Origin of the sequence: Sphingopyxis sp. 2PD, assembly GCF_005503695.1 — a bacterium.
GTDB lineage: Bacteria > Pseudomonadota > Alphaproteobacteria > Sphingomonadales > Sphingomonadaceae > Sphingopyxis.
The window spans coordinates 79,943-98,415 of record NZ_SCMU01000001.1 but is presented as its reverse complement, the minus strand read 5'-3'; the positions used below and the strand labels follow the sequence as shown (position 1 = coordinate 98,415).

At 63.9% G+C, this 18,473-nt stretch carries 20 protein-coding genes; 12 read left to right on the top strand and 8 right to left on the bottom strand.

What is annotated here, in order from left to right:
- Positions 1-64 precede the first annotated feature (64 nt).
- Positions 65-610 (bottom strand): (2Fe-2S)-binding protein, encoded by a 546-nt coding sequence (locus FFS18_RS00380; RefSeq protein WP_137869290.1) that lies wholly within the window; start codon positions 608-610, stop codon positions 65-67.
- Between the two features lie 27 nt (positions 611-637).
- On the bottom strand, positions 638-1,402 hold the full coding sequence (locus FFS18_RS00375) for a class II aldolase/adducin family protein (RefSeq protein ID WP_137869289.1): 765 nt from the start codon (positions 1,400-1,402) through the stop codon (positions 638-640).
- A gap of 275 nt (positions 1,403-1,677) precedes the next feature.
- Here FFS18_RS00375 and rpsU point away from each other — a divergent pair, with 275 nt between their 5' ends.
- Together rpsU and FFS18_RS00365 are read left to right on the top strand one after the other, a co-directional pair.
- Positions 1,678-1,884 carry a 30S ribosomal protein S21 gene (gene rpsU, locus FFS18_RS00370; RefSeq protein WP_037510267.1) on the top strand — a complete coding sequence of 69 codons (207 nt, stop codon included), beginning with the start codon at positions 1,678-1,680 and terminating at the stop codon, positions 1,882-1,884.
- Between the two features lie 171 nt (positions 1,885-2,055).
- Positions 2,056-2,604 carry an FKBP-type peptidyl-prolyl cis-trans isomerase gene (locus tag FFS18_RS00365; protein ID WP_137869288.1) on the top strand — a complete coding sequence of 183 codons (549 nt, stop codon included), beginning with the start codon at positions 2,056-2,058 and terminating at the stop codon, positions 2,602-2,604.
- A 131-nt stretch (positions 2,605-2,735) separates the two neighbouring features.
- Here the strand turns inward: FFS18_RS00365 and FFS18_RS00360 are convergent, their stop codons facing one another.
- The 5 genes from FFS18_RS00360 to pyrE all read right to left on the bottom strand — a co-directional run bounded on the left by FFS18_RS00360 (position 2,736) and on the right by pyrE (position 6,587).
- Positions 2,736-3,848, bottom strand: a complete 1,113-nt coding sequence (locus tag FFS18_RS00360) for an AI-2E family transporter (RefSeq protein WP_137869287.1) — start codon at positions 3,846-3,848, stop codon at positions 2,736-2,738.
- Positions 3,849-3,859: 11 nt separating this feature from the next.
- Positions 3,860-4,702, bottom strand: a complete 843-nt coding sequence (gene lepB / locus FFS18_RS00355) for a signal peptidase I (protein ID WP_137869286.1) — start codon at positions 4,700-4,702, stop codon at positions 3,860-3,862.
- A gap of 7 nt (positions 4,703-4,709) precedes the next feature.
- Positions 4,710-5,111, bottom strand: a complete 402-nt coding sequence (acpS, locus tag FFS18_RS00350; RefSeq protein WP_137754003.1) for a holo-ACP synthase — start codon at positions 5,109-5,111, stop codon at positions 4,710-4,712.
- A gap of 163 nt (positions 5,112-5,274) precedes the next feature.
- On the bottom strand, positions 5,275-6,006 hold the full coding sequence (locus tag FFS18_RS00345; RefSeq protein WP_137869285.1) for a pyridoxine 5'-phosphate synthase: 732 nt from the start codon (positions 6,004-6,006) through the stop codon (positions 5,275-5,277).
- Positions 6,003-6,587, bottom strand: coding sequence for an orotate phosphoribosyltransferase (pyrE, locus tag FFS18_RS00340; RefSeq protein ID WP_137869284.1), 585 nt, complete (start codon positions 6,585-6,587; stop codon positions 6,003-6,005). Before pyrE ends, FFS18_RS00345 begins: the two co-directional genes overlap by 4 nt.
- A gap of 232 nt (positions 6,588-6,819) precedes the next feature.
- Between pyrE and coxB the strand changes: the two genes are divergently transcribed.
- From coxB to FFS18_RS00295, 10 genes are all read left to right on the top strand, one after another.
- Positions 6,820-7,917, top strand: a complete 1,098-nt coding sequence (gene coxB, locus FFS18_RS00335) for a cytochrome c oxidase subunit II (RefSeq protein WP_137869283.1) — start codon at positions 6,820-6,822, stop codon at positions 7,915-7,917.
- 15 nt (positions 7,918-7,932) lie between these two features.
- Positions 7,933-9,606 (top strand): cytochrome c oxidase subunit I, encoded by a 1,674-nt coding sequence (gene ctaD / locus FFS18_RS00330; RefSeq protein ID WP_120216714.1) that lies wholly within the window; start codon positions 7,933-7,935, stop codon positions 9,604-9,606.
- Between the two features lie 44 nt (positions 9,607-9,650).
- On the top strand, positions 9,651-10,577 hold the full coding sequence (locus FFS18_RS00325; RefSeq protein ID WP_502704160.1) for a heme o synthase: 927 nt from the start codon (positions 9,651-9,653) through the stop codon (positions 10,575-10,577).
- Entirely contained in the window at positions 10,574-10,723 is a 150-nt protein-coding gene (locus FFS18_RS17320; RefSeq protein WP_168453161.1) for a cytochrome c oxidase system small membrane protein, read from the top strand. The genes FFS18_RS00325 and FFS18_RS17320 overlap by 4 nt, the downstream gene beginning before the upstream one ends.
- Positions 10,720-11,295, top strand: a complete 576-nt coding sequence (locus FFS18_RS00320; RefSeq protein WP_120216712.1) for a cytochrome c oxidase assembly protein — start codon at positions 10,720-10,722, stop codon at positions 11,293-11,295. The genes FFS18_RS17320 and FFS18_RS00320 overlap by 4 nt, the downstream gene beginning before the upstream one ends.
- 81 nt (positions 11,296-11,376) lie before the next feature.
- Positions 11,377-12,252 carry a cytochrome c oxidase subunit 3 gene (locus tag FFS18_RS00315; protein WP_120216711.1) on the top strand — a complete coding sequence of 292 codons (876 nt, stop codon included), beginning with the start codon at positions 11,377-11,379 and terminating at the stop codon, positions 12,250-12,252.
- Position 12,253: 1 nt separating this feature from the next.
- Positions 12,254-12,649: a DUF983 domain-containing protein gene (locus FFS18_RS00310; protein WP_249340233.1), complete on the top strand. Its 396-nt coding sequence runs from the start codon at positions 12,254-12,256 to the stop codon at positions 12,647-12,649.
- Entirely contained in the window at positions 12,642-13,286 is a 645-nt protein-coding gene (locus tag FFS18_RS00305; RefSeq protein WP_232014670.1) for an SURF1 family protein, read from the top strand. Before FFS18_RS00310 ends, FFS18_RS00305 begins: the two co-directional genes overlap by 8 nt.
- Before the next feature lie 27 nt (positions 13,287-13,313).
- Positions 13,314-14,711 (top strand): threonine synthase, encoded by a 1,398-nt coding sequence (thrC, locus tag FFS18_RS00300; protein WP_137869281.1) that lies wholly within the window; start codon positions 13,314-13,316, stop codon positions 14,709-14,711.
- 4 nt (positions 14,712-14,715) lie between these two features.
- Positions 14,716-15,594, top strand: coding sequence for a class I SAM-dependent methyltransferase (locus FFS18_RS00295; RefSeq protein ID WP_137869513.1), 879 nt, complete (start codon positions 14,716-14,718; stop codon positions 15,592-15,594).
- Between the two features lie 78 nt (positions 15,595-15,672).
- On the opposite strand, the gene FFS18_RS00290 is transcribed toward FFS18_RS00295, so the two are convergent.
- Complete coding sequence (locus FFS18_RS00290) at positions 15,673-18,330, bottom strand: TonB-dependent receptor (RefSeq protein WP_137869280.1); 2,658 nt, start codon at positions 18,328-18,330, stop codon at positions 15,673-15,675.
- Positions 18,331-18,473: the final 143 nt, after the last annotated feature.

Here is an 18,473-nt window from a genome sequence, read left to right as displayed (position 1 = left end):
GGCAAGATGATCGGCGGCTGAACCGCGCTGTTGCCTGCGGTTCAGCTACATGAACGAAACGGGTTCAGGAGCCGGGGGGCAGGCGCAGCGCGGGGACGGCGCGGGCGGCATCTTCGGGCCGGATGCCGGGTGGCGGCGCCGCGGCAATCCGATCCTCGCCGCGCAGCACGCGGCCGGCGCGGCGGATCGCGGTGCGGATGCGCGGATAAGTGCCGCAGCGGCATATGTTGGTGATCGCGGCGTCGATCTCGGCATCGCTGGGGTTGCTGTTGGTCCGCAGCAGCGCGGCCGCGGCCATGATCATCCCCGACTGGCAGAAGCCGCATTGCGGCACCTGTTCGGCGACCCATGCTTGCTGCACCGGATGGCTGCGGTCGCGCGACAGGTTTTCGATCGTCGTGACGAAGCGGCCTTCGCATTCGGCAATCGTGACCATGCAGCTTCGAATCGCTTCGCCGTCGATATCGACGGTGCAGGCGCCGCATTCACCGGTGCCGCAGCCATATTTGGTGCCGGTCAGGTTCGACGCGTCGCGCAGCGCCCACAGCAGGGGCGTGTCGGGCTCCATCCGATATTCGACCGGACGGTCATTGACCGAGAATCGTGTCATGCGGACTGGTGTAGCGTCGGCGCGTTTTTAGTCACGCCAGCTTGAATCGATTTTATCGACCTTGCGGACCATTGCATCGAATTCCATGCGGCCCGCGCCGCCGGGGGGCGACGCCATATAGAGGTCGCGCTGGTGAACGGCGATCACCTCGGGACTGACCTTGATAGGCGCTCCCATGCTGAGCGTCGCCATCTGATGCTCGCACGCGCGTTGCAGGGACCAGTATTTGATAAACGCTTCGGGCAAGCTCTTGCCCATCACAACGGGGCCATGATTTTTCAGCATCAGGATGCGCTTGTCACCCAGGTTCTTGACCAGCCTCTCGCCCTCTTCTTCGCGAACGGTGACGCCTTCGAAGTCATGATAGGCGAGCTGACCCTGAAAATTGCAGGCGTAAAAGTTGATCGGTTGCAGCCCGCCTTCAAGCGAGCAGACCGCGACGGTGGCGGTCGTATGCGTATGAATGATCGCGTGGGCGTCGGGCAAGACGCGGTGGAACAGGCTGTGCTGGACAAAACCCGCCTTGTTCACATGCCAGGGATTATCCTCGTCCACCTTGTTGCCGTCGATGTCGATCTTGACCAGGCTCGATGCATTCACCTCGCCAAAATGCATGCCATAGGGATTGATCAGGAATGATCCTTCCTCATCCGGCACCTTCACCGTGATGTGGTTGAAGATCATCTCGTCCCAGCCCATCATCGCGAAAATCCGGTAACAGGCGGCCAGTTCCTGCCGCGCCGTCCACTCCGCTTCGCTATATTTGCTGTTGCGCTTCAGCTGGGTTGCCATCGCCTGTCCCTTTGCATGTTAGTTTCGTCCTGCTACCTATGCCATAAGGCAAGGGGGCGGCACAATCCCGCAAGCGGGCCGGACGGCCGTTCAGCGGGGCAGGGGCATTTTGCCGTGCAGGGGCTTGCATTTCGCCGCGAATCCTCTTATCGGCGCAGCCATCGGAACGTCGCGGGTTCGCGGCGCTTCTTTTATTGCCCTTATATCGGCGATTTATGGCGGACCGGAAATCCGGTTGCCGTTCATCGTTGGACGAACCGGAGACGACACGGCACATGCAGATCATCGTTCGCGACAATAATGTCGACCAGGCTCTTCGCGCGCTCAAGAAGAAGCTGCAGCGTGAGGGTGTGTATCGCGAAATGAAGCTGCGCCGTCATTACGAAAAGCCCAGCGAAAAGCGCGCGCGCGAACACGCCGCCGCGGTCCGCCGCGCCCGCAAGATGGAGCGCAAGCGGATGGAACGCGACGGGATCAAGTAAGACCCGTCCTTCCTTTTCAGGATTCGGATCGTGAAACAGGCGCTGCGGGCAACCGCTGCGCCTTTTTCGTTAGGCGTGCGTGCATAATGCCTCTGGACCGCCCCGCGCCGCACCGCCTATAGGCCTCGCCAAGATTTGCGCCCGCGGGCGCCTGCGGAAGGATCAGCAGACATGAGCGTGACGACGGTTCCCTTGCGCCCGGTGAGCAAAAGCGGCCTGTGGCTGATGTGGTTCGGCCTCTTGGCGCTGCTCGCGCTCGGCGCCGCCTTTGCCTGGCACATGACCCCGCGCATCGGGTTCGAAGTCGTCAAGGAAGGAACCGGCAACAGCCCGACCAAAGCCGATGTCGTGCTGGTCAAATATGAGGGCAAGTTGGACGACGGCACCGTTTTTGACGCCAATGAGCAGGCGCCGATGCCGGTTGCAGGCGTCGTTCCGGGCTTTTCCGAAGCGCTGACCCGGATGAAAAAGGGCGGCGAATACAAGATCACCATCCCGCCGCGGCTCGGCTATGGCGACCGCGCCACCGGACCGATCCCGGCGAACAGCACGCTGCACTTTACCGTGACCCTGCTCGACTACCGCTCCGAAGCCGAAGTTCGCGCGATGCAGCAGCAGATGCAGCAACAGCAGCAGATGATGCAGCAGCAACAGATGATGCAGGGTGCACCGGGCGGCGCTGCCCCGGCCGGTCCGCCGCCGGGTGCGCCGCAGCCCTGACCCTGATTTCCGTTATCCCGGTTATTCCCGTCATCCCGGCGAAGGCCGGGATCTCGCCGGTTGCGTTAGAACGATCGGGTGAGATCCCGGCCTTCGCCGGGATGACGAACTGAAAAGAGGGGCGACGGTTTTCAGACTGCCGCCGCCTTCGCATCCTTGGGCGCTGCCCCGGCATTCCTCTCCGCCTCGCGCTCCAGCGCGACCTTGATCATCGCGACGATCGGGTCGGCCAGGAACAGCCCCATGATGCCAAGCAGCGCACCGAGCAGGATTTGTGCGCCGAGTACAAGGGCGGGGGCAAGGTCGACGGTCTTTTTCGCGACCATCGGCACGATCAGATAACCATCGACGGTCTGCACCACCAGATAGATGACGATCGCCCATAGTCCGGCATCGGTCCCTGCGGAAAAGCCGACGAGGACCAGCAGCACCCCCGACACGATCGCGCCAATATTGGGAATGAAGGCGAGCAGGCCGGTGAGCAGGCCCATCAACGCCGCCATCGGGATACCGACCGCCAGGCAGGCAAGCCATGTCCCGATACCCTCGACCAGCATGCCGAGCAGGCGGCCCGCCATCAGGCGGCGGAGGGTGAAACCCATGCGCGCGGTGGTGATATAGAAATTCTCGCGATGCTTCATCGGCAGCATCCAGGCGACCCCGCGTTCGTACAGTCGCGGTTCGATGGCGATGAAAATTCCCAGCACGACAATCATCACCAGGCTGGTCAGCGCGCCCAGCACCGTGCCGACCGCGGCGGTGACGCGGCCCACGGTGCCCGCGATATTGTCGGCAATCGTCTTGGTATCGATCTGGAAATTGCCCATGCCATGATCGGCGGCCCAGGCCGCGATCCGCTCGACCTGGACCATGATGACCTGTTGCAGCGTCGCCGCCTGGCTCGCGATCTGCGACCCGGCAAACATCGCGGTCCACGCCAGAAAGGCCAGCAGCGACAGGCACACGATCGCCAGCCGCCAGCCGCGCGCGATCGGCAATATGCGGCCGAGCAGGCGCGTGCCGCCGTCGAGCATCGACGCCATGACGATCGCCGCAAAGATCAGCAGGATCGGTTGGATGAGCACGACGCACGCCGCGATCAGCAGCGCGAGGCCGAGCCACACGCTGGCCTTGAGCAATTCGGTGCGGACCAGATGGCTGCGGATTTCGGTGGGGCCGGGGGCGTTGGCGGTCGCCTTGGCGCGCGCCTGAGCGCGTTCTTTTCGCTCGACCCGCTCCACCATGCCCGCGCTCCCTATTTTGCTGTGCTGCTACGTTCGGGCCGCAGGTCGGTTCCCGCGCGGCCCGAGCGCAGCGCATTGAACCAGCTCAGCGGATTGTACCACACCGCGGTACCGTCGGTCGAAAAGCTGATGATCTCTGCCCGCCCCGCGATCACGTCGAACGGCACGGGGCCGCCCAACCCCTTTTGCGACGTGTCGACCCGGCTGTCGGCGCTGCCGTCGCGGTTGTCGCCCATCAGGAACAGATGGTCGGCGGGCACCTTGACCGGGCCATAATCGTCGGTGGTGTACCCCGGGCCCATATCGATCGTGTCGAAGGTCGCGCCGCCGGGCAGCGTTTCCCGCACAATCGGCAGTTCGAGTGTTTCGCGCCCGTCAGCGCCGCGGGTGATGAAGCGGTCGAGGCTGCTGTCGCCGCTGGGCAGGTTCGGGTCGACCGGGATCGATAGCAGCGGCTGGACTTCGCGCTTCACCGGCTTGCCGTTGATGCTGAGTTCGCCGTTGCTCAGCTGGATGGTGTCGCCGGGAAGGCCGATCACGCGCTTGATATAATCGACCCGGGTGACCGGATGTTCGAGCACGACGATGTCGCCGCGCTCGGGCAGCTTGGCGAACCAGCGGCCCGCCGTCTTGGGTGCGAGGTGAAAGCTGACCGAGGCGTAGGACCAGCCATAGGGAAATTTGCTCACGATCAGCCGGTCGCCGTTGCGCAGCACCGGCATCATCGAATCGGACGGGATATAGAAGGGTTTGGCGACGCAGCTGTGGATGCCCAGCACGAGCAGCAGGATCACCACGATGTCGCGGATAAGCTTGCCCCAGCTGCCGTCGTCCTTTGCTTTGCCCTTCGCCATAATGCCGTCAGTCCTTGATCGCTTCGATAATGACGAATGCCTGCGCCCAGGGGTGATCGTCAGTCAGGGTGAGATGAATATGAGCGCTGTGTCCCGCCGGGATCATCGCCGCCAGCCGTTCGGCGGCGCCGCCGGTCAGCGCCAGCGTCGGCGCGCCGGAGGGCGCGTTGACGACGCCGATGTCCTTCATGAACACCCCGCGCTTGAAGCCGGTGCCGACGGCCTTCGAGAAGGCCTCCTTGGCGGCGAAGCGCTTGGCATAGGTGCCCGCGCGGGTGAAGGGGCGCCGCGCGGCCTTGGCGCGTTCGACGTCGGTGAAGACGCGATTTTCGAAACGCTCACCAAAGCGGTCGAGCGAGTTCTGGATGCGCTCGATATTGCAGAGGTCGGAGCCGAGGCCGATGATCAACTGAAATCCTCCCTGTCGCGAAGCGATGGGGACGGGGACCGCGCCCGAAGGGCGGGGTGGAGGGGCCGCGACGTAGCGCTATTTGCCCCTCCGTCAGCGCTTCGCGCTGCCACCTCCCCATGGCTGCGCCACAGGGAGGATTGGATGAGAGCCATCCCCATCCTCACCCGCGCGCCTCATCCATCAGCACCCGCATCCGGCGCACCGCATCCTCGAGGCCGGTAAAGATCGCCTCGCCGATCAGATAATGGCCGATGTTGAGCTCGGCGAGCTGCGGGATCGCGGCGACGGGGACGACATTCTCATAGGTCAGGCCGTGTCCCGCATGCGGTTCGATGCCATTCTTCCACGCGAGCGCGGCGGCATCGGCGATGCGGCGCAGTTCGACGGCGCGTTCCTCGCCTTCGCAATGCGCATAGCGTCCGGTGTGAAACTCGACGACGGGCGCGCGCAGCCGCATCGCGGCCTCGATCTGGCGCGGATCGGGCTCGATGAACAGGCTGACGCGAATGCCTGCGTCGGCGAGGCGCGAGACGATCGGGGCGAGGTGGTTATGCTGCCCCGCGGCGTCGAGCCCGCCCTCGGTCGTGCGCTCGTCGCGCTTTTCGGGGACGATACACGCGGCGTGCGGTTTGTGGCGCAGCGCGATCGCGACCATCTCGTCCGTCGCCGCCATTTCGAGATTGAGCGGCAGGTCGGTCGCCGCCTGGATGCGCGCGAGGTCGTCGTCGCGGATGTGGCGCCGGTCCTCGCGCAGATGCGCGGTGATGCCGTCGCCGCCGACCGATGCGACGATTTCGGCGGCGCGCACCGGGTCGGGATGCTCGCCGCCGCGCGCGTTGCGGATCGTCGCAACATGGTCGATGTTGACCCCCAGGCGAAGGCGACCCGTCAATTCGCGCGGCTTCCGGGCTTGATCGCCGGCGTACCGGCGAGATGTTCGGGGAGCTCGTCCGCCGCATAGGTCGGGAAGTTGATCGCGACGAGCGGATAGAAGGGGACGCCAAGGTCGATGTTGCTGCCCGCCGAACGATCGACGAGCGCCGCCTCGGCGACCACTTCGCCACCCGCGGCGGTCACGCACGCCATGGCTTCACGCGACGACAGGCCGGTGGTCACGACATCCTCGACCATCAGCACTTTGGCGCCGGCTTCGATGGTGAAGCCGCGGCGCAGTTCGAAGGTGCCGGTCGGGCGCTCGACGAAAATCGCGGGTTTGCCGAGCGCACGGCCCATTTCATGGCCGATGATGACACCGCCCATCGCGGGCGACACGACGATGTCGATCGCCTGTTTGAGTTCGCGCGGCAGCTTGGCGGCGAGGGCGATCGCGAGGCGTCCGGCACGCTCCGTATCCATCAGCACGCGCGCGCATTGCAGGTAATATTCGCTGTGGCGGCCCGACGACAGCAGGAAATGCCCTTGGAGCAGGGCGTCGGCAGCGCGGAATTCGGCCAGGATTTCGTCATCAGTCATGGGAGAATTGTTCTTTTGTCCAGTGCGTCGTCCTGTGCGGACGACCGGGTTTTGGCGGCGAAGATTATCCAGCCGCAAAATAGTGTTAGAGATGCTTGAGGCAAGCGGCAAGCGGGTCTATAGCGCCCGCGAGATTCAGCCCATCCTCCGGCTGTCGCGACGCTTGTCCGACCGCCGCCGAAGAGGGGTGAAATGTGATAAAGAACAACAGGCAACGGGCGGCACCAGTCTTATGAAGAGCTTGAAAACCCTTGTAATTGCGGCGGCTTTGTCGCTGGGCGCAGTGGGCGCCGGTCATGCGCAGGCACCGGCGGCGGCTCCGGCCGCAGCCCCTGCTGCGGCACCCGTGGCGAATCCGGCGCCGGTTTCGGCCGACGCGGCCGCCCCGGCGGCTGCGCCCGCGGCAACCGAGGCGGCGGTCCCGGCTGGCGACGCGACCTATGTGCCGATGAAGCCGACCCCGGGGGTTGGTCAGCCGATCGATGCCGGTATCGATTTCCAGCCGCAGGTCAGCCCGGTTGGCGAACAGGCCTATTGGTTCAATCATGTCATCCTGTTGCCGGTGATCACCGTGATCACGCTGTTCGTTCTCGGCCTGCTGCTCTGGGTGGTGTTCCGCTACCGCGCCAAGGCGAACCCGGTCCCGTCGAAGACGACGCACAACACCTTCATCGAAGTCATCTGGACCGCGATTCCGGTGCTGATCCTCGCCGTGATCGCGGTGCCGTCGATCCGCCTGCTCGCGCAGCAATATGAGCCGCCGAAGAAGGAAGCGCTGACGATCAAGGTCACCGGATACCAATGGTATTGGGGCTATGCCTATCCCGACCAGGGCATCGGCGAATATGTGTCGAAGATGCTGACCAAGGAACAGGCCGATGCCGCCGGCGAACCGCACCAGCTGGCCGTCGACAATCGCATGGTCGTTCCCGTCGGTCGTCAGGTGAAGCTGATCATCACCGGCGCCGACGTGATCCACAGCTTTGCTGTCCCGGCCTTCTGGACCAAGATGGACGCGGTTCCTGGCCGCGCCAACGAAACGACGTTCACCGCGAACAAGGTTGGCGTCTATTACGGCCAATGTTCGGAACTTTGCGGCGTTGATCATGGCTATATGCCGATCGCGGTCGAGGTTCTGCCGGTCGACAAGTGGGAGGCCTGGGTCCGCTCGAAGGGCGGCAATCCGGCCGGTCCGGTTGTCGCCGCCGCAGCGCCCGCTGTCGCTGCGCCGACACCTGCCGCTGCTGCGCCGGCCGCGACGCCGGCCGCCACCACGACCGAAGCTGCACCGGCAGCGGCGCCTGCCGCTGCACCGGCTGCCAAGAATTAATAAGGGGTCCGACAGATGACCGATATTGCCGCAACTGCACCCGCCCATGGCCATGCCGATCACGCGCATGACGACCATGATCACGATACGCCGGGCTTTTTCGTCCGCTGGTTCATGTCGACGAACCACAAGGACATCGGCACCCTCTACCTGATCTTTGCGATCGTCGCCGGTATCGTCGGCGGCGTGATTTCGGGCATGATGCGCTGGGAACTGGCCGAGCCGGGCATTCAGTATCTGACCGGCTGGGCGCAATTCTTTGACCCCGCCGCAAGCGAAGTGCAGGGCAAGCATTTCTGGAACGTGATGATCACGGCGCACGGCCTGATCATGGTGTTCTTCATGGTCATGCCCGCGATGATCGGCGGTTTCGGCAACTGGTTCGTGCCGCTGATGATCGGCGCGCCGGACATGGCGTTCCCGCGCATGAACAATGTCAGCTTCTGGCTGACCTTCGTCGCGTTCGTCATGCTGGTCGGCTCGATGTTCGTTCCGGGCGGTAGCGGGCTTGGCGCCGGCACCGGCTGGACCGTGTACGCGCCGCTGTCGACCAGTGGGTCGGCGGGTCCGGCGGTCGATATGGCGATCTTCTCGCTCCACCTTGCGGGTGCGGCGTCGATTCTGGGCGCGATCAACTTCATCACCACCATTTTCAACATGCGCGCACCGGGGATGACAATCCACAAGATGCCGCTGTTCGTGTGGTCGGTGCTGGTCACTGCCTTCCTGCTGCTGCTCGCGCTGCCGGTTCTGGCGGCGGCGATCACCATGCTGCTGACCGACCGCAACTTCGGTACCACTTTCTATGATGCGGCTGGCGGCGGCGACCCCGTTCTCTACCAGCATCTCTTCTGGTTCTTCGGCCACCCCGAAGTGTACATCATGATCCTGCCGGGCTTCGGCATCGTCAGCCAGATCATCTCGACCTTCAGCAAGAAGCCGGTGTTCGGCTATCTCGGCATGGCCTATGCCATGGTCGCGATCGGCGTCGTCGGCTTCATCGTGTGGGCGCACCACATGTTCACCGTCGGCATGTCGGTGAACCTCAAGATGTACTTCACCGCGGCGACGATGGTCATTGCGGTCCCCACGGGCATCAAGATCTTCAGCTGGATCGCCACCATGTGGGGCGGTTCGATGAGCTTCAAGACCCCGATGGTCTGGTCCTTGGGCTTCATCTTCATGTTCACCGTCGGCGGCGTGACCGGCGTCGTGCTCGCCAATGGCGGCGTCGACACCAACCTCCACGACACCTATTATGTTGTCGCGCACTTCCACTATGTGCTGTCGCTGGGCGCCGTGTTCTCGCTGTTCGCCGGTTTCTATTACTGGTTCCCGAAGATGTCGGGGCGGATGTACAACGAGTTCCTGGGTCAGCTGCACTTCTGGATCTTTTTCATCGGCGTGAACGTCTTGTTCTTCCCCCAGCACTTCCTGGGCCAGCAGGGCATGCCGCGCCGTTATCCGGACTATCCCGATGCCTATGCCTATTGGCACCTGATCTCGTCCTACGGCTATGTCATCATGGCGGTCGGCGTGCTGATCTTCTTCGTCAATATCCTGTGGTCGCTGGCTGCCGGCAAGAAGGCCGCCGACAACCCGTGGGGCGAAGGCGCGACGACGCTCGAGTGGACGCTGTCGAGCCCGCCGCCGTTCCACCAGTTCAACGAACTGCCGCGTATCGCCTGACAAGGTTCGCCCCCTGCTGATTTCCGGCAGGGGGCGTTTCCCTGATGGCCGGAGTTAACATGGCGCAAAGCCTGACCCATGGCGAAACGGCGCTTCCCGCCGACTGGCGCGACCTGTTCGCGCTGACCAAGCCGCGCGTGATGTCGCTGGTGGTTTTCACCGCGCTGTGCGGGCTGCTCGCGGCGCCGGTGTCGGTGCCGCCGGTGCTTGCCTTTTCGTCGATCCTCGCGATTGCCTTGGGCGCAGGCGCGTCGGGCGCGCTCAACCAATGGTATGAGGCGGGGCTCGACGCCAAGATGAAGCGCACCGCCGGTCGGCCGCTTCCCGCCGGGCGGCTTGACCCGCAGACGGCGCTCCAGTTCGGGATCGGCCTTGCTGCCTTTTCGCTGTTCCTGATGTTGTTTGCGTCGAACTGGCAGGCGACGTTGCTGCTGGCGGTGTCGATCCTGTTTTACGTGTTCATCTATACGATGTGGCTGAAGCCGCGGACGCCGCAGAATATCGTCATCGGCGGTGCAGCGGGCGCCTTTCCCCCGCTGATCGGCTGGGTCGCGGCGACGGGCAGCGTTGCACCGCTGCCGGTGATGCTGTTCCTGCTGATCTTCCTCTGGACCCCGCCGCATTTCTGGGCGCTCGCGCTGTTCGTGCGCTCGGACTATGCCGCCGCGGGCATCCCGATGATGCCGGTGGTGGCGGGCGAGAAATCGACGCGGCGCCAGATCCTGTTTTATGCGCTGATCATGGCGGCGGCGGCGATCGCCCCATGGCCGCTTGGTTACACCGGTGCGCTCTATGGTTGGACAGCCACGATCCAGTCGGTTCTGTTCGTGGCGCTGTCGGTGCAGGTCGGTACCCGCACGACGGGTGAGGGCGATCTGATGCAACCCGAAAAGCGCCTGTTCGCTTATTCGATTGCCTATCTTTTCATTTTGTTCGGCGCCGTTGTTGCCGACCATTGGTGGACCATATGACCGACGAACCCAAGCCCGCGCCGTTCGACGAGGCGGAGTATCGCCGCCGCCAGCGTAGCCGCGCCAATATGATGGCGTGGATGCTGGGCGCGCTCGCGATCCTGTTCTTCTTCATCACCATCGCCAAGATCCAGATATTCGCATGAGGTCTTTTCCCGCAATTGGGCGCCTGTCCCCCAAGGCGAAGACCGCCAGCCTTGCCTCGGCGCTGGCGCTTGCGATGGTCGGGCTCGGCTTTGCAGCGGTTCCGCTCTACGACCTGTTTTGCCGTGTGACCGGCTTCGGTGGCACGACGCAGCGTTATGACCCCGTTGCGGCGGCGGCCGACCCGGTGATCCTGTCGAAAACCATTTCGGTCCGTTTCGACGCTAATGTGTCGGCGGGGCTGCCGTGGAAATTCTACCCCGAGCATCCGACCGACACGGTGAGCATCGGCGCGCGCGACATGGCGATCTTTATCGCCGAAAACAACTCGTCAAGGCCGGTCGTCGGCACCGCCGGGTTCAATGTCACGCCTACGCAGGCGGGCAAATATTTCACCAAGATCCAATGCTTCTGCTTCACCGAACAACGGCTGGAGCCGGGGCAGCAGATGCGGATGCCGGTGCTGTTCTTCGTCGATCCCAAGATCATGGACGATCCGGACGCGCGCGACATCCAGGAAATCACCCTCAGCTACACCTTTCACCCTGTAGACGAGGGTAAAAAGGCGAGCTAAGGCCGCGATCAGAGTCTTATTTCAAGGACCGGCGAGCGATGGGGAATCGCGACGCTGGGGCTGCAAAACGGGAAACACGCAATGTCCGGTGCCAAACATCATGACTATCATCTGGTAAACCCCAGCGTCTGGCCGTTGATCGGCTCGTTGGCGGCGATGGTGATGTTCTTCGGGCTCGTCATGTACATGCACGACGATTATTTCGGCGGCGTCGGCAAATGGGTGCTTGGCCTCGGCTTCATGGGGGTGATCGCCACCTTCTTCAGCTGGTGGTCGGACGTCATCAACGAAGCGCACGCCGGTGACCATACCCCGGTCGTACAGCTGCATCTGCGTTACGGCATGATCCTGTTCATCGCATCGGAAGTGATGTTCTTCGTCGGCTGGTTCTGGGCCTGGTTCGACTTCTCGCTGTTCCCGGTACCGATCGAATATGCCGAAGGCGCGGTAACGTCGATGTTCGGCCAAGAAGGCGCCGAAGCGATCACCATGTGGCCGCCGAAGGGCATCGAAGTGATCGATCCCTTCTCGCTGCCGCTGCTCAACACGCTGATCCTGCTCTGCTCGGGCACCACGATCACCTGGGCACACCATGCGCTGATCCATGGCGACCGCGAAGGGCTGAAAAAGGGTCTGTGGCTGACCATCATCCTTGGCGTCATCTTCTCGATGATCCAGGCCTATGAATATGCCCATGCGCCCTGGGGATTCGGACAGAGCAACTATAGCTCGGCCTTCTACATGGCGACCGGCTTCCACGGCTTCCATGTGCTTGTCGGCACGATCTTCCTGATCGTCTGCCTGGTGCGCACCTACAAGGGCCATTTCACCCCGAAGCAGCATTTCGGCTTTGAGGCAGCTGCCTGGTACTGGCACTTCGTCGACGTGGTGTGGCTGTTCCTCTTCATCATCGTCTATGTCTGGGGCGGCTGGGGCGCGCCGGTCGCCGCGCACTAAGTTGCCGGACACCGAATCCATTGCAAAGGGGCAGCCGCCGGTCTGGCGCGCTGCCCTTTTTGGCCTCTGCCCCGAATGCGGGGCAAAGACGCTGTTCGACGGGCCGGTGCAGTTTCAGCCGACGTGCCGTGCCTGCGGGCTCGATTACAGCCGCTACAATGTCGGCGATGGTCCCGCCGCCTTCCTGACCCTGATCATCGGCGCCTTGCTTGTCGCGATCGCGCTGACCCTCGACGCTGCTGTCCAGCCGCCCTTGTGGGTTCATGTCATATTGTGGGTGCCGCTGACCGCTGCCGCGGTGGTTTATGGCCTGCGCGTCGCCAAGGGCGCGCTGCTGGCGAGCGAGCATCAGCGGCAGGCGGCCGAGGGGCGCCAGCTGGACAAGCCGAATGACTGAAGCGGCAACGCCCTCCGCGCGGCGCTGGCCGCTGATCCCGACCATCCTGGTGCTGATCGCGGTGGCGGTGATGATCGGTCTGGGCGTGTGGCAGTTGCAGCGGAAGGCGGAAAAGGAAGCGCTGGTCGCGCTCTATCAGCGCAATATGGCGATGTCGTCGCTCGTCACCTATCCCGAACTGCCGCCGGTTGCCGACAGTTTGCTGTTTCGCAAGAGCAGCGTCGTGTGCCTGGAACCCGTGCGCTGGGATCCGCGCAGCGGCACCGACCAGAAGGGAAGGGCGGGCTTTCGCATGATCGCCGAATGCCGCACCGGCGCCGAAGGGCCGGGGGTGCTTGTCGATGTCGGCATCGGTGATGATTTTACCCCGCCCAAATGGAGCGGTGGGATCGTTCAGGGGACGATCGTTCCCGGGCCCGACCAGCCCACGGTGATGGAGCGTGCCGCCGGCAAGGGTTCGGCCGCGCGCGCCATGCTGATCGCCGACATGCCCGCCGCGGGCCTGCGCGCCAGTGCGGTTCCGTCGGCCGACAATACGCCGAACAACCATCTGGCCTATGCGGTGCAATGGTTCCTGTTCGCTGCGGCGGCGCTGATCATCTACGTGCTGGCCCTCCGTCGCCGCTTGCGGCCTTGAAGCTGGCCCGCTAGGCGCTGGGCCGCCATGGAATATATCAGCACCCGCGGCTCCGCGCCGACCCTCGACTTTCGTGCCGCGACCCTTGCCGGTCTTGCCAGCGATGGCGGCCTCTACCTGCCCGCGCTCTGGCCGCAGATGGCGGCGGACGAGATCCGGGCGCTCGCCGGGCTCGACTATGTCGAAACCGCGGTGCGCGTCATGCGCCCGTTCGTCGCAGGCGTCCTGTCCGAAGACGAACTGCGTCAGCTTTGCCGCGCCGCCTATGGCAGCTTCAGCCATGATGCGGTGACCCCGCTCGTCCAGCTCGACCATCGCCACTGGCTGCTCGAGCTGTTCCACGGTCCGACGCTGGCGTTCAAGGACGTCGCGCTGCAACTGCTCGGCCAATTGTTCGAAAAATTCCTGAGCGGCGGTGAAACGAACATCACGATCGTCGGCGCGACGTCGGGCGATACCGGGTCGGCGGCGATCGAGGCGGTCGCCGGGCGCGAGCATATCCAGATCTTCATGCTCCACCCCGAGGGCCGGGTCAGCGATGTCCAGCGCCGCCAGATGACGACGGTGCTGGCGCCGAACGTCCACAATATCGCGATCGACGGCAGCTTTGACGATGCGCAAGCGATGGTAAAGCGGCTGTTCGGCGATGAAGAGGCCCGCGCGCAGGTCAATTTGTCGGCGGTCAACAGCATCAACTGGGCGCGATTGATGGCGCAGATCGTCTATTATTTCTATGCCGCGGTCCGGCTCGGCGGTCCTGATCGGCCGATCGCGTTCAGCGTGCCGACGGGTAATTTCGGCGATGTGTTCGCGGGTTATGTCGCGGCGCAGATGGGCTTGCCAATCGCGCGGCTGGTCGTCGCGACCAACGTCAATGACATCCTGCACCGCGCGCTGACCAGTGGCGACTATAGCGCCGGGACGGTCACCGCGACCGCCACCCCCAGCATGGACATTCAGGTCAGCAGCAATTTCGAGCGCCTGCTGTTCGACCTGTCGGGCCGCGACGGCGCCGCGATCACCGCGATGATGGGCGAGTTCGACCGCAACCGCGCGATGACGATCCCTGCCGACATGCTGGTCGGCGCGCGCGGGCTGTTCTCGAGCGCGAGCATCGACGGCGACGCAATGGCGCTCGCGCTGCGCTGGGCGCAGGAACATGGCGGCCAGATCGTCGATCCGCATAGCGCCGTCGGTCTCGCCGCGGCGCGGGCGCTCGACATTGACGCCGACGTCCCCGTCGTGACGCTGGCAACGGCGCATCCGGCCAAGTTCCGTGAAGCGGTCGAGCGCGCCACCGGGGTGCGGCCGCCGCTGCCCGCACGGCTTGGTAACCTTTTTGAGCGCGAAGAACGCTTTACGAAGCTTCCCGGAGACTATGATGCGGTGAAGGCGTTTGTGCTGGCGGAAGCCGCGCGTGGCTGAGTTGTTGCCGCTCGTCACCCTCGTCGGCGAGGCGTGGGACGACTATGGGCTGGTCGACAGTGGCAATGGCCGCAAGCTCGAACGCTATGGCCGCTTTCGTTTCATTCGCCCCGAACCGCAGGCGATGTGGGCACCCGCAATGCCCGACAGCGAGTGGGCAGCGGCGGACGGCGAATTCATTCCGGCGTCCGACGACGATGGCGGCGGGCGCTGGTATTACAACAAGCCCGTCCCTGCCGACGGCTGGCCGCTCGCGTGGCGGGAAACGCGCTTTACCGCGTCGTGCACCCCGTTCCGGCATCTGGGCTTCTTCCCCGACATGGCGCCCGTATGGGACTGGTTGCGCGCAAAGGTTGCCGACAAGCCCGACCCGGCGTTCCTCAACCTGTTCGGCTACACCGGGGTCGGCAGTCAGGCGCTCGCCGCCGTCGGTGCATCGGTAACGCACGTCGATGCATCGAAAAAGTCGGTCGGGCAGGCCCGCGAGAATGCGGCACTGGCGGGCATGGCGGACAAGCCGGTCCGCTGGATACTCGACGATGCGGGCAAATTTACCGCGCGCGAGGTACGGCGCGGCAAACGCTATGACGCGATCCTGCTAGATCCGCCGAAATTCGGCCGTGGCCCGACCGGCGAGCGCTGGCAACTGGAGGAAGGGTTGGCGCCGCTGCTGACCGATTGCCGCCAGTTGCTCGACGCCGACAGCCGCGCGCTGTTCCTGACCGTCTATGCCGTGCGCATGTCGGCGCTCGCGATCGGCGAGCTGCTGGCGCAATTGTTCGCCGATCTCCCCGGAAAGGTCGAATGCGGCGAGCTGGCGGTGCGCGAGGAGACGCGCGGACTGCTGCTGCCAACCGCCATCTTCGCGCGCTGGAGCCGCTGAGGCCCGACCGGGGCCGAGCCAAAAAAAAGAGGCCGCACCAGCTCCGTTATGGAGCTGGTGCGGCCGCTGCGCCCAGTGTCAGAATTTGGCGCGAACGCCGAAGTAGAATTGGCGACCATTGTCATAGGTCGCGCGCGGCTGCGCCCGGGTGCCCGAATATTGCTCGATCGGCTCGTTGGTCAGGTTCACCGCATCGACCGTCAGCGCGATGCCGTCGGTGACATTGACGCTGACCGAGGCATCGAGTGACGACAGGGCGGCCTGATTGAGCGGCGCGGCGCGGTCGATGTCGATGAAGAATTTCGAGCGATAATTATACGACAGGCGCGCGCTGAGCAGGTCGTTTTCATAATAGCCCGTCAGGTTGAGCGCGTGTTTCGAATTGCCCGGGATCGGGTCGCCATTGTTCGCCTTGGCGTCCGAATAGGTGTAATTCACCACCGCGCCAAAGCCGCCCCAGATCGGGCGTGAGACCTGGAATTCGAAGCCCTGATTGCGGCCGCCGGTCCCGTTGCTGCGGCGGTTGATCTGATAGGGGCAATTGAACAGGTTCGGATTGCCGCCGCCCGCCGCGACGCAGCCTGCGGGCTGCGATCCCGGGACGAATACCCCGGGCAGGGTTTCGACCGACGTCGCATTCACGATGTATGACTGGATATCCTTGTAGAATGCGGCAAGCGCAACGATCGTTTCGCGATCGGGATACCATTCGATCGACAGGTCATATTGGTTGGCGCGATAGGGGTCGAGGTTCGGGTCGCCGCCGCGTCCGGTGAGCAGGGTGCCGTTGAGATCGACGCCGGGGGTGATGTCGACAAAGTCGGGGCGCGTCACCGTCTTGCCCGCACCGAAGCGCAGCACCACCTGATCCGAAAGGTCGAGCGACAGGTTCGCGCTCGGCAGAACGTCGGTGTACGACCGCTTCGCCGTGCTCGGGGTAAAGCCGCCGAACGGGTTGGTGAACTGCGGGTTGGCGCCGCCGATGATGAAGCCTTGCGACGTCTGGTCGGTCGTGATCACACGCAGGCCGACATTCCCGCGCCAGTTGTCGCCGCCGAATTTCGCGAGGCCGTAGCCGCCATAGGCCTTTTCATTGATCGAATAGCTGTTGCCGGGAACGAGGAAGCGATCGGTCCCCGGGGCGGTCTGCGCGGCATAAATCGCCCGCAGCTTGGCCGGGTCGACGCGCCAATAGTCGGTCAGCGTGCCATCAGTCGCGATATTGTCGAGGAAGTCGCCGGGCATGCCGCCGCCGGTGGCAAAGCTTGCCGAGGTGCATGGCGCCCCGCCGCAACGCAGGCCGGGGGTAAAGACGCCGCCGTTGGTGGCAAAGCGTTCGGCGACGCGATCATGGTCGGTATATTTGACGCCAAATTTCAGCGCCGTCAGCGGACCCCATTCGACCTCTTTTTCGAGGTCGAGGTAAAGATATTTTTCCTCGTCATCATTGGTCACCGACTGGATGCGCGCGAAGTCGGGGCGGATGCCTGCCGGATTGAGTGGGCTGGGGCTGCCAAAGCTGACTTCGGGGCGACCGCTGCGCAGGTCATAGGTGAAGCGGCCCGGCCCCGCGAATTCGATGAAATTCTCGTTGCTCGTATCGCCGTTCGCCTTGGTCCAGCCGGCCTTGAAATGGACGGTCAGCGTGTCGCTGGGGCGGTAGGTCAGGTCGAAGTCGGCCGAAACGGTCTTGGCAACGGCCTGACGATCGATCGCGTCATAGACGACGCCAAATCCCTCGGTGCCATTGTTCCGCGACGCGATGGTGCCCGCGACCGCGATGCCGTCCTGCACCACGGCGTTGGTCAGCGTGCCGCCGCCGCCCAGCGCCTGATCGCCCCAGGCGAGATAATTCTGGTTGAAGTTGTCGGCGTTGAAGCGCGAATAAAGCCCGGTGATTTTGATCTCGAGCTCGTCCGAGGGGCGGAACTGGATCCCGATATTGGCGCCATAGCGCTCGCGATTCTGTTCGAACATCGTCGAACCGATCAGCGTGGGAATAAGCGCGGTCTGGCCACCACCGGCGGGGCGATAGCCAAAGATTTCCAGGCCGTCGCGGCGGGTGCGGCGCTTCTGATAAATGCCGCCGATCAGGACGCCAAAGGTCTCGTCGGCATTTTTCCAGCTGACCAGCCCCGAAACCTGCGGATCGACCTTGCCCGACAAGTCCGAATAGACGCCCTGCAGCGACGCCGAGACGGCGAAGGGTTCGAGGTCGAGCGGGTTGCGGGTGATGACGTTGATCGTGCCGCCAACGCCGCCTTCCTCGATATCGGCCTGCGGGCTCTTATAGACTTCGAGGCGGCCGACGATTTCGGCGGGCAGGGTCAGATAGTTGAAGCTGCGGGTCGAGGCGACCTGATCGAGGATGAACCAGTCGGCGGTGGCGACCGAATGGCCATTGAGCAGCGTCTTGGTGAGGTTGGGGGCGGTGCCGCGCAGCGAGACGCGTTCGCCTTCGCCGAATTCGCGATTGACGACGATGCCGGGAACGCGCTGCAGCGCTTCGGCGACGTTCTTGTCGGGGAATTTGCCGATGTCTTCGGCGGTCACGACGTCGGCGATCACCGCCAGGTCGCGCTTGGCGTCGATCGACTGTGCTACCGAGCCGCGAAAACCCGTGACGACGATTTCATCAGTGGCCACCGCGTCAGTACCTTGCGCCGCCGCCGGGGTAACGCAGGTCGCGAACGCGAGAATGCTTGCGGTGGCAAAAAGGCGGTTTGATTTCAGCATGTCGATCCTCCCAAAGATCCGTTGGTCTTTATTGGTAATGCATAAGTCATAACAATCCTGCTTATGCTGTCAAGATTGGAGTTATGCGGGGGCGAATGCTTGCGATGGGGCGCCACGGCGGGGCGCCAATATCGATATTGGTA

What these genes read in the sequence shown, in the direction of transcription:
- FFS18_RS00380 (WP_137869290.1), bottom strand. Translation starts at nt 610, where the DNA reads ATGACACGATTCTCGGTCAATGACCGTCCGGTCGAATATCGGATGGAG.
- FFS18_RS00375 (WP_137869289.1), bottom strand. Translation starts at nt 1,402, where the DNA reads ATGGCAACCCAGCTGAAGCGCAACAGCAAATATAGCGAAGCGGAGTGG.
- rpsU (WP_037510267.1), top strand. Translation starts at nt 1,678, where the DNA reads ATGCAGATCATCGTTCGCGACAATAATGTCGACCAGGCTCTTCGCGCG.
- FFS18_RS00365 (WP_137869288.1), top strand. Translation starts at nt 2,056, where the DNA reads ATGAGCGTGACGACGGTTCCCTTGCGCCCGGTGAGCAAAAGCGGCCTG.
- FFS18_RS00360 (WP_137869287.1), bottom strand. Translation starts at nt 3,848, where the DNA reads ATGGTGGAGCGGGTCGAGCGAAAAGAACGCGCTCAGGCGCGCGCCAAG.
- lepB (WP_137869286.1), bottom strand. Translation starts at nt 4,702, where the DNA reads ATGGCGAAGGGCAAAGCAAAGGACGACGGCAGCTGGGGCAAGCTTATC.
- pyrE (WP_137869284.1), bottom strand. Translation starts at nt 6,587, where the DNA reads ATGACTGATGACGAAATCCTGGCCGAATTCCGCGCTGCCGACGCCCTG.
- coxB (WP_137869283.1), top strand. Translation starts at nt 6,820, where the DNA reads ATGAAGAGCTTGAAAACCCTTGTAATTGCGGCGGCTTTGTCGCTGGGC.
- ctaD (WP_120216714.1), top strand. Translation starts at nt 7,933, where the DNA reads ATGACCGATATTGCCGCAACTGCACCCGCCCATGGCCATGCCGATCAC.
- FFS18_RS00325 (WP_502704160.1), top strand. Translation starts at nt 9,651, where the DNA reads ATGGCCGGAGTTAACATGGCGCAAAGCCTGACCCATGGCGAAACGGCG.
- FFS18_RS17320 (WP_168453161.1), top strand. Translation starts at nt 10,574, where the DNA reads ATGACCGACGAACCCAAGCCCGCGCCGTTCGACGAGGCGGAGTATCGC.
- FFS18_RS00320 (WP_120216712.1), top strand. Translation starts at nt 10,720, where the DNA reads ATGAGGTCTTTTCCCGCAATTGGGCGCCTGTCCCCCAAGGCGAAGACC.
- FFS18_RS00315 (WP_120216711.1), top strand. Translation starts at nt 11,377, where the DNA reads ATGTCCGGTGCCAAACATCATGACTATCATCTGGTAAACCCCAGCGTC.
- FFS18_RS00305 (WP_232014670.1), top strand. Translation starts at nt 12,642, where the DNA reads ATGACTGAAGCGGCAACGCCCTCCGCGCGGCGCTGGCCGCTGATCCCG.
- thrC (WP_137869281.1), top strand. Translation starts at nt 13,314, where the DNA reads ATGGAATATATCAGCACCCGCGGCTCCGCGCCGACCCTCGACTTTCGT.
- FFS18_RS00290 (WP_137869280.1), bottom strand. Translation starts at nt 18,330, where the DNA reads ATGCTGAAATCAAACCGCCTTTTTGCCACCGCAAGCATTCTCGCGTTC.